Annotated in this window: 14 protein-coding genes; all 14 read left to right on the forward strand. The window is 53.1% G+C overall.

Annotated elements, in window-relative coordinates; genetic code table 11:
• Positions 1-58: 58 nt before the first annotated feature.
• The 14 genes from BLR09_RS13070 to BLR09_RS13130 all read left to right on the forward strand — a co-directional run bounded on the left by BLR09_RS13070 (position 59) and on the right by BLR09_RS13130 (position 15,028).
• On the forward strand, positions 59-1,444 hold the full coding sequence (locus BLR09_RS13070) for a hypothetical protein (RefSeq protein WP_093202687.1): 1,386 nt from the start codon (positions 59-61) through the stop codon (positions 1,442-1,444).
• A 40-nt stretch (positions 1,445-1,484) separates the two neighbouring features.
• Positions 1,485-2,672, forward strand: coding sequence for an exo-beta-N-acetylmuramidase NamZ family protein (locus tag BLR09_RS13075; RefSeq protein WP_093202689.1), 1,188 nt, complete (start codon positions 1,485-1,487; stop codon positions 2,670-2,672).
• Positions 2,673-2,723: 51 nt separating this feature from the next.
• The gene (locus tag BLR09_RS13080) at positions 2,724-4,013 is read left to right on the forward strand and encodes an MFS transporter (RefSeq protein ID WP_093202692.1); all 1,290 of its coding nucleotides are present in this window, start codon (positions 2,724-2,726) and stop codon (positions 4,011-4,013) included.
• A complete protein-coding gene (locus BLR09_RS13085; protein WP_093202696.1) occupies positions 3,955-4,911 on the forward strand; it encodes a hypothetical protein in 957 nt (318 codons plus the stop codon). Before BLR09_RS13080 ends, BLR09_RS13085 begins: the two co-directional genes overlap by 59 nt.
• A 146-nt stretch (positions 4,912-5,057) precedes the next feature.
• Positions 5,058-5,933, forward strand: coding sequence for a Calx-beta domain-containing protein (locus tag BLR09_RS13090; protein ID WP_093202699.1), 876 nt, complete (start codon positions 5,058-5,060; stop codon positions 5,931-5,933).
• A 286-nt stretch (positions 5,934-6,219) separates the two neighbouring features.
• Positions 6,220-6,363, forward strand: a complete 144-nt coding sequence (gene ccoS, locus BLR09_RS13095; protein WP_093202702.1) for a cbb3-type cytochrome oxidase assembly protein CcoS — start codon at positions 6,220-6,222, stop codon at positions 6,361-6,363.
• A gap of 26 nt (positions 6,364-6,389) precedes the next feature.
• Positions 6,390-8,540, forward strand: coding sequence for a cytochrome-c oxidase, cbb3-type subunit I (gene ccoN / locus BLR09_RS13100; protein ID WP_093202705.1), 2,151 nt, complete (start codon positions 6,390-6,392; stop codon positions 8,538-8,540).
• Positions 8,541-8,588: 48 nt separating this feature from the next.
• Complete coding sequence (locus tag BLR09_RS25520; protein WP_176785534.1) at positions 8,589-8,747, forward strand: hypothetical protein; 159 nt, start codon at positions 8,589-8,591, stop codon at positions 8,745-8,747.
• Between the two features lie 29 nt (positions 8,748-8,776).
• The gene (locus tag BLR09_RS13105; RefSeq protein ID WP_093202708.1) at positions 8,777-9,550 is read left to right on the forward strand and encodes a cbb3-type cytochrome c oxidase N-terminal domain-containing protein; all 774 of its coding nucleotides are present in this window, start codon (positions 8,777-8,779) and stop codon (positions 9,548-9,550) included.
• A gap of 42 nt (positions 9,551-9,592) precedes the next feature.
• Complete coding sequence (gene ccoG / locus BLR09_RS13110) at positions 9,593-10,990, forward strand: cytochrome c oxidase accessory protein CcoG (protein WP_093202711.1); 1,398 nt, start codon at positions 9,593-9,595, stop codon at positions 10,988-10,990.
• Between the two features lie 100 nt (positions 10,991-11,090).
• Positions 11,091-11,510 (forward strand): FixH family protein, encoded by a 420-nt coding sequence (locus BLR09_RS13115; RefSeq protein ID WP_093202713.1) that lies wholly within the window; start codon positions 11,091-11,093, stop codon positions 11,508-11,510.
• Positions 11,511-11,514: 4 nt separating this feature from the next.
• On the forward strand, positions 11,515-12,213 hold the full coding sequence (locus BLR09_RS13120; RefSeq protein WP_093202716.1) for a sulfite exporter TauE/SafE family protein: 699 nt from the start codon (positions 11,515-11,517) through the stop codon (positions 12,211-12,213).
• Positions 12,214-12,543: 330 nt separating this feature from the next.
• Positions 12,544-13,782 (forward strand): hypothetical protein, encoded by a 1,239-nt coding sequence (locus BLR09_RS13125; RefSeq protein WP_143011083.1) that lies wholly within the window; start codon positions 12,544-12,546, stop codon positions 13,780-13,782.
• Positions 13,783-14,263: 481 nt separating this feature from the next.
• Entirely contained in the window at positions 14,264-15,028 is a 765-nt protein-coding gene (locus tag BLR09_RS13130; RefSeq protein ID WP_176785536.1) for a glycosyltransferase family 2 protein, read from the forward strand.
• Positions 15,029-15,076 lie beyond the last annotated feature (48 nt).

A 15,076-nucleotide genomic window follows, 5' to 3' on the forward strand; every position in this document is an offset into this window, starting at 1 on the left:
TCGGTAATACGGGCAAATCCGCGCCGAAGGTGTATCTTCCGGTAATCCTTCACCCCGTATGAACTTTCGGCCGATCGGCATCCTTCCGTTTTTGATCCCGGTGCTATGGCTGGGATACAAATGGATACTTTTCAGGGACGGAGTATATGCCGTTGACGTGCATGCTCATACCCAGCTTTGTATCTCCTGGCTCGACGGGCGACCGTTTCTGACTGACACTGTTTACGGGAATCATTTTCTGCTTCATAATTATTTCCTGAATCCGCTGCTGGCGCCGTTTGTATATGGCGCGGGTTCGCTCGGTCTGTTCGGATTGCATACGGTCCTGTGTCTGGTTGCGCTGTTTCTCTGGCGGCAGGATCTGGCCGGAAGAGGGGGCAGGACCTGGCTGGCGGTCTCTGCGCTGCTGGTGGGTCCGCTCGGCTACTGGGTTTTCTGCGATCTGACGCAGGGCTGGCATGTCGAACTCCTCTATCTCCCGCTGGCGGCGTGTTGGGCCAGTGCCTGGCACAGGCGCTCGTCGGCAGGCCTGTTTGCGGCCACGCTGGCTATTGCACTGGTGAAGGAAAATGCGCCGGTTCTGCTTTGCGCGCTGTTTCTTTTCGCTTCTTTTCCGGACAAAGACCGGTCGTCGCTGATCCGAAATCTCGCTACCCGATCCAATGGGTGGATCCTTCTGGCTTTCACGCTGTTGTTTGCCGCCGGTCTGATCTGGCTTTCCGCCCTGAATGGCTGGGGGCACAGCCGGCTGGGTCTTGCGATACAGGCCGTGAGACGGCACCCGGAGGCGCTCGGGTCTTACCTGATCCGGAGCCTGACCGGTAATCTGGCCATTCTGGCGGGCGGGCTGGTTCCTTTTCTGTTGCTGGCGATTTCAACGACCCGAAAAAAGCAGTACCTGCTGCTGGTCACGCTGCTGGCGTTGCCGCTGATCCTCTCCAATATCGTTGAAGGTCTCGCTTACTACCCCTACAGCCGGAATGCGTTCGGTTTTCCGCCGAGAACGGCCTTTTTGTGGGGTTTTCTGGCTCCGGCGCATTTTCTGGCGGCGGCGAGGTATGGTTATGACCTGAAATTCCGGTTTCCGTTTCCTGCGACAACCGTGGTCCAGCTGGCCGCGCTCGCTGTCATTGCCGAGCCGCGTATCTGGCCGGTTCTGACGGGTTTGTATCCCCGGTATGCCTTATCAAAGGAGCAGGAATCGGCATTGGAAGCGGCCAGCCGGTCGTTGCCCTCCCATTCGGAAGTGATCTGTGACCTGCGTGTTCTGCCTTTTTTTCACCAACACTATGTCAGCGCGCTGACGGATACGCTCCAAACCGACCGGCAGCCGGATTTATGGGTCTATTCAGAAAAATCCACCGGAAACCCCTGCAAGAACCAGCAAAAATACCAGCAGATTCAGGCGAATGGTCTGGTATTTCTCTGGAAAAAGCGGAAATGACTGCCTATTTTTGTCGCTTCATGCACGCAATCTATTTTCTATGAAATTCCTCGTTCTATCCCTCCTGATTTCGCTGCAGGCGATTGCCGGCCCTCCCGCGCGGAAGGTCGTCACCGGTGCAGACCAGACCAACCTGTATCTCCCCTACCTGAAAGGCAAGCGCGTCGGGATGGTTGTCAACCAGACGTCCATCATTGGAAAAAAGTCAAGCGTCGACAGCCTCTTCAGTCTCGGCGTCAATATCGTGCGGGTTTTCGGCCCCGAGCATGGTTTTCGGGGAAACGCCAGCAACGGAGCCCATGTAAGCGATGAGGTCGACGCCAAAACCGGCATTCCTGTCACCTCTTTGTATGGCAAACTGAGAAAGCCGACCAAGGAAATGATGGCTGGTATCGACCTGATGATCTTCGATATTCAGGACGTCGGCGTTCGTTTTTACACCTATATCAATACCCTGGACCACATCATGGAAGCCTGCGCCGAAAACGGTAAAGAGCTTCTCATTCTGGACCGTCCGAACCCTAACGGGTACCTCGTCGACGGACCTATTCTCGAAGATCACCTGCATTCCGGCATTGGAATGCATAAAATCCCCATCGCACATGGCATGACCATCGGGGAGTTTGCGCAGATGCTCAACGGCGAAAAATGGCTGCCGGGTAAGCTTCAGTGTAAGATCAAAGTCATTCCGGTGAAAAACTACACCCATGACACGCCGTATGAACTTCCCGTATGGCCTTCGCCCAACCTGAATACCCAGCAGGCTATCCTGCTGTATCCGAGTACCTGCCCGTTTGAGGGTACCTTCCTCAGCCACGGCCGGGGTACGTACATGCCGTTTACCGTGCTGGGCGCGCCGCTGCTGAAAGGTAAGTATGCCTTCTCTTTCAAGCCCGTCAGTATTCCGGGCATGAGCGAAACGCCTCAGTATCAGGATCAGGAGTGCTACGGCCTGGATCTCCGCAAGTACGACACGGAGAAGCTCCGTCGCAGCAAACAGTTGAACCTGTCCTGGCTGATCGAGCTGTACAATGCCTATCCGGACAAGGATCACTTTTTCAACCTGACGCAGACGCGGGTGGTCGGCGTCTTCGACCGGCTGTCCGGAACCGAGAAACTCAGGGAGCAGATCCGGGCCGGAATACCCGAAGCCGAGATCCGGAAAAGCTGGGATCCGGGTCTGTCCGATTATAAAAAGATGCGAAAGAAGTATCTGATCTATAAGTAAGTTATTTTGGGAAGGCATCCGGAACCGGGTGCCTTCCTTTCGTTCAGACGCATGGCATCTTCTCGCATCTCCCGCCGCCGGGTCAAAGCAATTTTCGGAGGTTCCGTCGGGAATCTTGTCGAGTGGTACGACTGGTACACCTACTCGGCCTTTTCGCTGTATTTCTCGGCGGCTTTTTTTCCGAAGGGAGACGCGACGGCCCAGTTGCTCAATACCGCCGGGATTTTCGCGATCGGATTTCTGATGCGGCCTATTGGCGGGTGGCTGTTCGGGTCGATCGCCGACCGGGTCGGCCGGAAGCAGTCCATGACCCTGTCGGTACTGCTGATGTCGTTCGGCTCTTTGCTCATTGCGTTTACGCCCTCCTATGCGAGTATCGGGCTATTCGCGCCGGCTATTCTTTTGGTAGCCAGGCTATTGCAGGGCCTGAGCGTCGGTGGCGAGTACGGTGTTTCGGCTACGTATCTGAGTGAAATGGCCACGCCTGACCGACGGGGCTTCTACTCCAGCTTTCAGTATGTAACGCTGATCGGCGGGCAGTTGGTAGCGCTGGGTATCCAGCTTTTATTACAAAAGCTGATTCTGACGGAAGAGCAACTGCATGAATGGGGCTGGCGTATTCCGTTTGTGATCGGGGCGATCCTGTCGGTTGTCGCGCTTTATCTCCGCCGCCACCTGGACGAAACCAAAGCTTTCGAAGCTGCCCGGGCGCCGAAGAAAGGTACTGTTGCAGGGTTATTGAAACACCCGAAAGCGGTCCTCACAGTCGTAGGGTTGACGATGGGCGGTACCCTGGCGTTTTATACCTACACCACCTACATGCAGAAGTTTCTGGTTAATACCGTTCACCTGACGAAAGGCCAGTCAACACTTCTGTCCTTCCTCTCGCTGCTGATTTTTGCGCTGATGCAGCCGCTGTTCGGCTTGTTGTCGGACCGGATCGGGCGGCGGCCGCTGTTGCTTGGTTTCGGTGTATTGGGGACGCTTGGTACGGTGCCTTTGCTGACGGCGCTGAGCCGGGCTTCTTCCGAGGGAGAAGCATTTATCCTCCTGCTCATTGCCCTGATCATCGTCAGCGGCTATACGAGCATCAATGCAGTCGTCAAAGCCGAGCTGTTTCCGGCGGAAGTACGTGCACTGGGTGTTGGCCTCCCCTATGCGCTCACGGTGGCGCTTTTCGGGGGCACGGCAGAGTATATTGCACTGCTTTTTAAAGACTTAGGCCATGAACCTTATTTTTACTGGTACATCACTGCTGCTGTCTTTTGTTCGTTATTGGTGTATGTTTTCATGGACGAAACACGCGATACCTCCCGGCTGGCGGCGGAGCAGGACGGTTAAAATACTGGCGCTGCTGGCAGTCCTGCATCCGGCTGCCCGGGCGGAGGACCGCCTTTCGGGCACGGTCGACAGCCTGCTTGCCGACCGGCAGTTTGAGCGGGCGTTGGCCGTCTATCAGAAAGCGGCGGAAAAAAGTCATCTCTCTTTTTCGCGGGATTACCGGGTAGCGGCGCAACTGGCTGCGTATTTGCGGAAGGACGAAACCGCTTTTCTTTTTCTGAAACAGGCCGTTTCCCGTGGCTGGGAATGGAAGAAATTCCGGAAACTCAGCGCTTTTCAGCCGCTGCGGCAACTGCCGCAGTGGAAATCGCTTCAGCAACAATATCCGGCACTCCGAAAAACATATCTGGAAAGCCTTCAGCCCGAAGTTTCCCGGCTGGTAGGTAACATGTTCCGGAAAGATCAGCGAAAAGCGTTCCGGGCCATGCTCTGTTTCACATCACGGGGGCAGGATCGCTACGCGGAACGGGCCTTTGCTCCGCACAGCGAGCGACAGATGGCGCGATTTCAGCAGATACTCAATACCTGGGGCTACCCGGGTGAAGCACTGGTGGCGGACTCCTGGCGATCGTCTGTGATTCTGACTCACCATAATTCCATTTCCGCGAAATATGCGCAGAGAGATACTTTGTACCCCTCGATCCGGCCCGGGCTGCTCCGGGCGGTACAGGCAGGACAACTCGCTCCCGTCACTTTTGCACAGATTGACGACTGGTATCTGGTCGTCAAAAGTGAATGGAAAGACAAAGGCTACGGCTACCTCTCGGCACCGGAAACGGACGCGGAACGGCAGCGTGCCAATGCCCTGCGCGCCAGCCTTGGCCTGAGCTCTGTGACAACGCTCCAACGATTGAGAGAAGTCGAAACCGAAACAGGCATCCGTTTTTTCCTCCCCTGACATCCTCCCCTTTTAGTAACCCGCCCGGTAGATAAAACCGCACCGCCGGGAGCGACAAGTCGTCCCAACGTCTACACGCCTGCATAAGGCGCAGCTTCTCTGCGTTCTCCGGTCTCAAACAGATGTTCTAGTCAAACCTCCTTTTTATGAGACCCCTAACCGGATTGCTACTCCTGACCGGCCTTGCCCTTACTTCCTGCTCCAAGTCCGGCGACGACGTCTCCGCCGTTGTCAAATTCTCCGAACTGGCCAAGTCTGTCAAGGAAAGCGACGGGCAGGTATCCCTCGGCGTATCGCTCGGATCGGTGACGACGGAGGACGTTGTCCTGCAGTTTTCCGTCACCGGAACTGCCGTCCTGAACGGCGATTATATCATGCAAACCACGACGGATTCCACCCTGACGATTCCCAAAGGCTCCTCTTCTTCGAATATTGTCCTGAAACTGATCAACGACAAGGCCATCGAAAGTACCAAAACCATTGAAATAACCCTGAAAGCCATCAGCTCCGGCCATACCCTGAGTACCAACGCGCTGGACCTGACGGGTACTATTTCGGTGGAAGACGACGATACCGCGCCGACCGACGGTATTCAGGTAGACCTTACCTGGGACAAAGGTTCAAAGGCAGAAATGGACCTGTACCTCCTCACGGGTGTGGAATTCGACGCCGACGGCAATATCCTCAATGCCGACCAGACCAATTCACTATCGAGTGTAAACGAGGAAGGCTTCCAGACGGTCAGCCTGCCGTCGTCGGCCCCGGACGGCTCTTACTATGTCGTGGTTGAGTATTACCAGGGTAACCGGGACATCAACTACGTCGTCAATATCAATGGTGCTTCCTATACCAATGTAAGCGGCGGCGGCAGCTTCACCAGCTCGCAGGTCGGCTACTATACCTACCGGAACAGCGCGATTGTGAAGAGCGGATCGGCCTACACGCTCGATGCGGGCGGTACCTCCCGCGTACTCGGCAAACGGGTACGGCAGTTGTTGAAGGTAACGAGGAAGGAGCTGTAAGGGCTTTAAGCAGTAAGCTATAGGCTTTAGGCTTTAGGCTCAGGGCCGCGAGCCATAAGCTTACTGCCTATAGCTTACTGCCTATAGCTTACTGCTTATAGCTTACTGCTTAAAGCTCCCGTGACTTAAAAAAGCCAAAAGCCCGGCAGGCATAGTGCCTGCCGGGCTTTTGGCTTTTTACGTCACAGGAGAGTGCTTTCCGGTTCAAAATCACCCCCGCGAGTGACTTATGTCATTTATTCAGGAGACCTCCGGAGCGACCTTTGAGGCTGAAAATCAATGAATTATGAACATCATCTTTCTGCTCATCGGAATTAGTCTGCTGCTGGCGTGCGGATTTCTGGCTGCGTTTTTCTGGGCGATGAAATCCGGGCAGAACGACGATCTGCACACACCCGGCATGCGGATCCTGTGTGATGACGAACCCTGAATTTCCCAACTATCCTACAAGCGCGAATGAATCCCCTTCCGATTACCGAGCACGCTCCAACGTCCCTGGAGCATTTTGAGTACGACAACCGGGTGGTCAAAGCCTTCTCCATCGCCACCATTGTCTGGGGGCTGATCGGGATGCTGGTAGGCGTCATTGCCGCCACGCAGTTGTTTCAGCCGGCCATGAACCTTCACAACCAGTACACGACCTTCGGCCGGATCCGCCCGCTGCACACCAATGCGGTGATCTTTGCCTTCGTCGGCAACGCCATTTTCATGGGCGTGTACTATTCGCTCCAGCGCCTGCTCAAGGCCCGGATGTTTTCGGACCGATTGAGCTGGATTCACTTCTGGGGCTGGCAGCTCATCATTGTATCCGCGGTGGCGACGCTGCCGCTGGGTTTTACTTCCTCGAAAGAATACGCTGAGCTCGAATGGCCGATTGATATCGCCATTACGCTGATCTGGGTTGTGTTCGGGGTGAATATGTTCGGTACAATTGCCCGCCGGCGGGAGCGCCACCTCTACGTCGGTATCTGGTTTTACATCGCGACGTTCGTGACGGTCGCCGTACTCCACATCATCAACTCCCTCTCCCTCCCCGTTAGTTTTCTGAAAAGCTACTCGGCCTATGCAGGGGTACAGGATGCGCTGGTACAATGGTGGTACGGGCACAATGCGGTCGCATTCTTCCTGACGACGCCCTTCCTCGGCCTCATGTATTACTACCTGCCGAAGCTGGCCAACCGCCCGGTTTACAGCTACAAACTTTCGATCCTGCACTTCTGGTCACTGATCTTTATCTATATCTGGGCCGGTCCTCACCACCTGCTCTATACTTCATTGCCCGACTGGGCGCAGTCACTCGGGACGGTCTTCTCCATCATGCTGATCGCGCCCTCCTGGGGCGGGATGCTCAACGGCCTGCTTACTCTCCGCGGCGCGTGGGACAAAGTCCGGGAAGATGACCGGCTGAAGTTCATGGTCGTCGGAATCACCGCCTACGGGATGGCAACGCTCGAAGGCCCGCTGCTTTCACTCCGGAACGTAAACGCCATCGCGCACTTTACCGACTGGATTGTGGCGCACGTACACGTCGGCGCGCTGGGCTGGAACGGCTTTCTGACCTTTGCGATGCTGTATTACCTCATCCCGAAAATGTGGCGGACCGAGCTGTACTCAAAACGCCTCCTTAAAATCCACTTCTGGCTGGGCACGCTCGGTATTCTGTTCTACGCCGTGCCGATGTATATCTCCGGCTTTACACAGGGGATGATGTGGAAAGAATTTACGCCGGAAGGCACACTGCAATACCCCGCTTTCCTCGAAACTACGCTGCAACTGCTGCCAATGCACATGATGCGGGCCATCGGGGGAACCATCTACCTCCTCGGCGCCATCCTGATGAGCTACAACCTCTTCAAGACCATGGCCCAGGGCAGCTTCCAGGCGAATGAAGCCGCCGAAGCCCCCGCGCTGACGAAGGATTTTGTGCCGACCGGAAGCGATACCTACTGGCACCGGATCTTCGAACGCCGTCCGATGCAGCTGCTCGCCGGCTCCCTGATCATGATCCTGATCGGAACGGTGCTGGAGCTGGTGCCGACGTTTACCGTCGAATCAAACGTACAGACCATCGCATCCGTCCAGCCCTATACGCCGCTGGAATTACAGGGCCGCGACCTCTACATCCGCGAAGGCTGCAACAACTGCCACAGCCAGATGGTACGGCCCTTCCGCTCCGAAACCGAACGCTACGGCGAATACTCGAAAGCTGGGGAGTTTGTGTACGACCGCCCCTTCCTCTGGGGATCGAAACGTACCGGTCCGGACCTCCACCGCGAAGGCGGCAAGTATCCGGATTCCTGGCACTACCACCACATGAACGACCCGACCACGATGTCTCCGGGGTCCATCATGCCGGCCTACCCCTGGCTGCTGGAGCAGACGCTGGACAACAGCCAGCTCGAAGCCAAGCTGAAGACGATGCAATCCCTTGGTGTACCGTATGAAGACTACGCCATCTCGGAAGCGCAGGAAAACGTCCGGCAGCAGGCCGGAGAAATCACCGCCCGTCTGAAAAAAGAAGGCATCAAAGTAGCGGCCGACAAAGAAATCATTGCCCTCATTGCCTATCTCCAGCGCCTGGGGACTGACATCAAGAAGGAAGAATAACCCGCCCGGGGGCGGCTTATCCCGCCCCCGGACTAAACCCTACGCGCTATGTTCCGCAACCTCATTACTCAGCTCCAGGGCGCTGATCTATACATGATTTCATCCCTGCTGATTTTCGTTCTGTTTTTCGCGGCAATGGGTCTGTACGTCCTTCTCGCCGACAAAAAACACCTCAACCGGATGAGCGCGATGCCGCTCGACAACTAATACCCAGGGTCCCCTAACTGTTTCTTACCATGAATTTTCAGATCAATACCGGCGAAGAGCTCTTTCTGGTGGTCATCCTGGCCTTCCTCGTTTTCGGGGCGCTGGGTATCTGCGTCGCGGTGATCCACCTGTACCTGTCGGTCAAGCAACTCGCCCTGCCGGCCGAAAAATCCCCGAAAGAAGATCTCTATGCCGGCGGCACCTTCTGGAACCGGCTGTTTCGGGTACCACCTTCCTCGGCCAATGATTCCCTGCTGATGGAGCACGCTCCCGACGGTATCCAGGAGCTCGACAACCCGACACCCCCGTGGTTTATGTTTCTTTTCTATGGAACGATCGTTTTCGCCGCGGTTTACCTGGTCATCTACCACGTAGCCGGTGACGGAGACATCATGAACCGGGAATACACCACCGAGATCGCCGCAGCCGATAAAGCCCGGGAAGCCTATCTCAAGAAATTCGCCAACTCCGTCAACGAAAACAACGTCACGGTACTCAAAGACGCCAAGGCCGTCACCGAAGGGAAGAAACTCTTTGACCAGTACTGCGTAGCGTGCCACGGCTCTGCCGGCGAAGGGAAAGTAGGTCCCAACCTGACCGATGAATACTGGCTCCACGGCGGCACCGTCAAGGCGGTCTTCCATACCATCACCGAAGGCGTACCCGACAAAGGCATGCTTTCCTGGAAAAAACAGCTGAATCCCATTCAGATTCAGCAAGTTACCAGCTATATCTTTTCCCTGAAAGGCTCAAACCCTGCCGGGGCGAAAGAGCCGCAGGGAGAAAAACTCGCTGCTGAATAGTCTCACTTACCGGCAGGGACGCACGTCCCTGCCCCTACAGCCATGATACAAGCACAAGAGGAGTTCCGGGACCACGTCAGTAATCAGGAGACTGACGGCCGGCGAAAATGGATCTACCCGCGCCTGCCGAAAGGCGGCGTGTATTACCGGTGGAGAATCGTCGTGGCTCTGGGGCTCCTTCTTATCTTATTCGGGTTGCCCTGGCTGGAATTTCAGGGCCACCCGTTGTTTCTTTTCAACGTGCTCGACCGGAAGTTTATCTTCTTCGGCGTGCCGTTCTGGCCCCAGGATTTTTACCTCGTCGCGCTGGGTTTACTGGCCTTCATGGTCTTTATTATCGCGTTTACGGTCGCCTTCGGGCGGGTGTGGTGCGGCTGGGCCTGCCCGCAGACCATTTTCATGGAAGTCGTTTTCCGGACGATCGAAAACTGGATAGAAGGCGACTACAAAGCCCAGAAAAAACTCGATGCCGGCCCCTGGAATTCGGACAAAATCCGGAAGAAAACACTCAAACACCTCGTTTTCTTCCTGATTTCCTTTGCCATTGCCAATACGTTCCTGGCCTATCTGATCGGGAAAGACGAACTCCTGGCGATCCAGACGGATAATCCGATGAACCACCTCGGCGGACTCGCTTCTCTCCTGGTATTCACCGTGGTCTTTTACCTCGTGTTTGCCAAGCTTCGGGAAATTGTCTGCATTGTCATCTGCCCTTACGGACGGTTGCAGGGCGTTTTGCTGGATAAGAAGTCGATCGTCGTGGCCTACGACTACGTCCGCGGCGAGCCCCGCGGAAAACTCAGCAAGAAAGAAAATGAAACGCCGAAGGGTGATTGCGTGGACTGCTCCCTCTGCGTTCAGGTATGCCCGACGGGCATTGATATCCGCCACGGCACCCAGCTGGAGTGTATCAACTGCACAGCCTGCATCGACGCCTGTGACCAGGTAATGGACAAAATTCACAAACCGAAAGGCCTGATCCGGTATGCCTCTCTCGAAGGCATCGAGCAGAAAAAGAAGCTCCGTTTCGACGGGCGTCTCCGCGCCTATTCGGCCGTATTGCTCATCCTGACGGCTGTGATCGGCTACCTGCTCGTGGTCCGGAAAGATGTGGATACGACCATTCTCCGCGCTTCGGGCCTGACGTTCCAGAAGCAGCCGGACGGCCGGATTTCCAATTTGTACAACCTTGAAATCGTCAACAAAACCTTCCGTCCTGTTCACGTGACGGTCCGGGTGAAGCAGCCCGATTTCGCCCTGCAATTCGTCGGGCAGCCCCTGACGACTGTCGAGCCGGGTGAGCTCACCAAAGGCTCCTTCTTCCTGTCGGTACCTGCCCGCCGCATCCGCGAAAACAAGACACCCCTCGTTCTCGAAATCCTCGCCGACGGGAAAATGGTGGAAGAAGTGGGGACGAATTTTATGGGGCCGGTGGAGTGAGCGGTTTTCGGTTTACTGTTTTCCGTTTTCAGTTAAAGCGTCCGAAAACTGAAAACCGCAAACTGAAAACTGATTTTCCTAACCTGAAAACTGATTTTCCATGAACTGGGGAAAAGCCATCATCACCGCGTTTATCGCCTTCGGGTCGTTTATCGGGTTTCTGGTATACCGGATGACGACCGCCAAAGTGGACCTTGTCCGGTCCGACTACTATCAGACTGAAATCGGCTATCAGAAGCAGATCGAGCGCATCCGGCACAGCCGCAGGGCCAGCGACCCGCTGAAGGTCCGGTTTGAGCCCGCGCAGCAGCAGGTATCCTTTGCCGTACCGGCTTCGGCGCGGGGCGGAGAAGTGCGTTTCTTCCGTCCGTCTGATGCCCGGCTGGATTTCACTGTGCCCGTCACGCCCGGGATGGCGCCCGTCCCGACGGCCCGCCTCCGCAAAGGCTACTGGAAGGTACAGGTAACCTGGACCGACGGTCAGCAGGAATACTATTCCGAGGAGCATCTCACCCTTTAATACGATGTCCATGATTCAGCTTGCTTTCCTGACCGGCCTGGTTGCCAGCCTGCACTGTGTGGGGATGTGCGGTCCGATCGCACTCGCCCTGCCTGTTGGCGGCCTGCCGGAAGGGAAAGCCTGGATCGCCCGGCTGATTTACAATGGGTTCAGGACGCTGAGCTACGGAATACTCGGCCTTGGCGTCGGGCTCTTCGGCGAGCGGCTTTCCCTCTTCGGCTGGCAGCAGCAGGTATCGGTCGCCGCCGGTTTGCTGATGATTTTTTTGGTGACGGGAAAACGCTTCATCCGCTTTCCGATAACCGCCACCCTTTCCTTCCGCAAACTCCTGCAAACCAAAAAGTTCTGGGCTTTTGCCGGCGCCGGGCTACTCAATGGCCTGCTTCCCTGCGGCCTGGTGTATGTAGCGCTGGCCGGCGCGCTGACAGCGGGCTCACCCGCCGACGGCTTCCTGTACATGATTGCCTACGGCTTCGGGACTTTACCTGCCATGCTCTCTGTCAGCTGGTTATGGAAGCGGGTAAGTATGCCGGTGCGGCAGCGGCTGAACCGCTTCATCCCGATGTACACGATCGTGGTGGCGCTGCTGTTTATCTGGCGGGGTTTGGGCTTCGGGCTTCCGTTCAGCCCGCGGACGCCGGCTCCCGGCGAACCGCCGGTGTGCGTTACGGGGGGTAGTCATCTTACCGGCGCCAATCGCTGAAACCGGAGGCTTCGTCTTCGTTCGATACAGCTGGCTATAGTCGATCCCGTCACCTTCATTTCTCCCTGCGTACCCCGTCCTTTCCTACAGAAGACCATGTCAGCAATACCTGACCATGGAACAAGGCCTCCGTTGCTGGCATGCAACAGGTCAATAAATAGGCATTTTATGTCAAAAATACTTATATAAATTAATCAAGATATTATATAAAAACAACACCGTCTGCGCGGTATTTTTCAAAGGACGTAGGTTACATTCTGTCGTCCCGATTGATATATGGCATGAAAATCCGCCATGTCAAGACATACTAACCTAACAATCTATCCTCAAATGGATCGTTCCGATTTTGTTAAGAGTATGCTTGCCTTAACCGGCACAGCATTTGACTATGGTTGCAAAAGTACCGTTGAAGACCTGACCAACCTCTATTCTTCACCCATCTCCAAAGACGCACAAGACTGGTTTTCAAACCAATACGTAAAAGTATATGAAGGAGCCAGAACAAAAGACGTCTCCATAACCCGAACGCTTGATTGGGCCAGGCAGCAGATTGCGAAATCCAACAAACATGATTTTATTTGGGTACCCATTGAGTATTCAGGAGACGAAAAGGGAACAGCTATTTTGATGTGGAAAGAAGGGGAAGAATATGTTCAACAACTCGCCCAATACTTAAGTTGGTCAATAGCTGAAGGGTTTCTTATCTACCGAAAGCCAAATGGAGACTATGATGGTTTTCTTGCTCAGCTTGCCTTCGATCCACAAAAAAGTAAACCCGGATCTGTAGTTGATCCTTCAAGTTTCACAGGACTTGTTGTTAATGCTGACTGGAACGAGAATATTTTACGGTCATGGCGGTTCTTGGATGGCAAGCTCGTAAACTACTACAATCCGAATGTAAAAAATAAAGGAGGCAGAACTAAAGAGTGCATTACATATTACACTCAATATTCAACCATGTCAGGTGTGTCATGCGGCCCTAGCTGTATTGACGTCACTTATACCCTTCATAACGTTGCTCAGACTTACTGCTATGGCGACTACAACAGCAGCGACCAAGGGGGATATACGGGTAGCGGAGGATATTCGCCGAGTAACACGGGAGGTGGATATACTCCCCCAACAACGCCAACGATAAGCCCGATTGTTGATTACGATCTTTACAAACTAACCTCCGACCGCTATAGCTGGGAAAGAGCACAGTTTGAAAAACGTCTTAATGAAAGTATTAATGCAGTTGGGTTAGGCATTTCAACCTTAGATCTTTCTCTGTCGAAAGCAACAGCAATTGTCAGTACACTGGGTTTCAACGCAAATAAGATCCGAGTCGCAAGTGTGACAGGACTAACTGCGGGAGCCAAAGCCGTTAGTTTCATTGGAGTCGGAATAGGCGTTTACCAAGTGTACGTTGGGTTTTCTGATCATGATTATAGCAAAAATGATTGGCTAACATTAGGCGCTACTGCATTGGGGGTGGCAGCTGCGTTTACTCCAATTGGTTGGTTTACAGTGCTGGTCGCAGGCGTATCTGTTGGAGTTTCAGTTTATACAACGGCAAATCCCGAATAATTCACACTCTTAACAGAGATGGGTAACGCTCGTCTCTGTTAACTTATAAATCTGTGTTATGATAGATTTTCTAAATGACGTCAGAGAAGGCAATTATATTTTCTTAAGAAAATATAATTCAATATCTATTTCTAAAATACAAAATAGAGGTGTTTTGTGTATTTTACTATTGGTTTACTATTTATCACTGAATTTATTCATTTTAGGGCTTTGGTATAAATTAACAGGAATAGTTTATTATAATAAGCATATAAAAGGAATATTATTTTTCTCATCGTATGCTCTTATATATTATTTAATAAATAGAAAAATATCAACAAACTATAATATGAATATATATTCACAAGACGAAAGGAATAGAAAAATGAAGTCATTTATATATTTTTCAACTGGTGCTTTTGTTTTTTTAATTTTTGTTATTTTAATAAATATTTTTGTTTTCGGCTTTTAAATGGTTAATAAGAATAGTTCTGTGATATACTTGAAAGATACGACATTCGTTATCCCCATTCGAATTGATTCATTTGAACGATTCGAAAATATCAATATACTGGTTCGTTATTTAACAGACTTTTTCGATACTAATATTTTAATTCTTGAAGCTGACTATACCAATACAGGGTTAGTAGAAGATGCTGTAAAGGGTATTTTAGAGTATTCCTTCACAAAAGATGACAATCCCGTTTTCCATCGGACAAAATACCTTAACCATCTGTCCCGAATTGTCAACACCGAATACATAGCCGTTTGGGATAGTGATGTAATTGTCCATCCTAATCAAATTGATTTGGCAATCTCCAGGTTAAGGCAAAATACACATGACTTCGTCTTTCCATACGATGGTCACTTTTTTGATACCGGTGCAGTTAATCGAATCGAGTTTCTAAAATCCGGCAACCTCGATTATCTATTGTCGAATACAGCGACTATGTCGCTGCCTTACACGAGTACCGCTTGCGGAGGAGGTTTTTTTGCCAGGCTCTCGGATTACCTCGAATGCGGAGGTGAAAACGAGAACTTTTATGGTTGGGGGCAAGAAGACGGGGAAAGAGTGAAACGATGGCAGATACTAGGCAAACGACTGATTCGTGTGAAAGGCCCCATGTTTCACCTCTATCATCCCAGAGGAAAAAATAGCGGTTATCTTTCCGATGCCCACCGAAATGCACAGATCGCTGAATTTCATCGCATTAGCTCTTTAAACAAGGACGCGCTTCTAAGAGAAATACAAACCTGGAAACGTTGATAACCGTTACCTGCTGCCTGCCGGCCTCTACCTCGTCAAAGTGACGCA

This window comes from Siphonobacter aquaeclarae, from assembly GCF_900103285.1.
Classification (GTDB): domain Bacteria; phylum Bacteroidota; class Bacteroidia; order Cytophagales; family Spirosomataceae; genus Siphonobacter; species Siphonobacter aquaeclarae.

What these genes read in the sequence shown, in the direction of transcription:
- BLR09_RS13070 (WP_093202687.1), top strand. Translation starts at nt 59, where the DNA reads ATGAACTTTCGGCCGATCGGCATCCTTCCGTTTTTGATCCCGGTGCTA.
- BLR09_RS13075 (WP_093202689.1), top strand. Translation starts at nt 1,485, where the DNA reads ATGAAATTCCTCGTTCTATCCCTCCTGATTTCGCTGCAGGCGATTGCC.
- BLR09_RS13080 (WP_093202692.1), top strand. Translation starts at nt 2,724, where the DNA reads ATGGCATCTTCTCGCATCTCCCGCCGCCGGGTCAAAGCAATTTTCGGA.
- BLR09_RS13085 (WP_093202696.1), top strand. Translation starts at nt 3,955, where the DNA reads ATGTTTTCATGGACGAAACACGCGATACCTCCCGGCTGGCGGCGGAGC.
- BLR09_RS13090 (WP_093202699.1), top strand. Translation starts at nt 5,058, where the DNA reads ATGAGACCCCTAACCGGATTGCTACTCCTGACCGGCCTTGCCCTTACT.
- ccoS (WP_093202702.1), top strand. Translation starts at nt 6,220, where the DNA reads ATGAACATCATCTTTCTGCTCATCGGAATTAGTCTGCTGCTGGCGTGC.
- ccoN (WP_093202705.1), top strand. Translation starts at nt 6,390, where the DNA reads ATGAATCCCCTTCCGATTACCGAGCACGCTCCAACGTCCCTGGAGCAT.
- BLR09_RS25520 (WP_176785534.1), top strand. Translation starts at nt 8,589, where the DNA reads ATGTTCCGCAACCTCATTACTCAGCTCCAGGGCGCTGATCTATACATG.
- BLR09_RS13105 (WP_093202708.1), top strand. Translation starts at nt 8,777, where the DNA reads ATGAATTTTCAGATCAATACCGGCGAAGAGCTCTTTCTGGTGGTCATC.
- ccoG (WP_093202711.1), top strand. Translation starts at nt 9,593, where the DNA reads ATGATACAAGCACAAGAGGAGTTCCGGGACCACGTCAGTAATCAGGAG.
- BLR09_RS13115 (WP_093202713.1), top strand. Translation starts at nt 11,091, where the DNA reads ATGAACTGGGGAAAAGCCATCATCACCGCGTTTATCGCCTTCGGGTCG.
- BLR09_RS13120 (WP_093202716.1), top strand. Translation starts at nt 11,515, where the DNA reads ATGTCCATGATTCAGCTTGCTTTCCTGACCGGCCTGGTTGCCAGCCTG.
- BLR09_RS13125 (WP_143011083.1), top strand. Translation starts at nt 12,544, where the DNA reads ATGGATCGTTCCGATTTTGTTAAGAGTATGCTTGCCTTAACCGGCACA.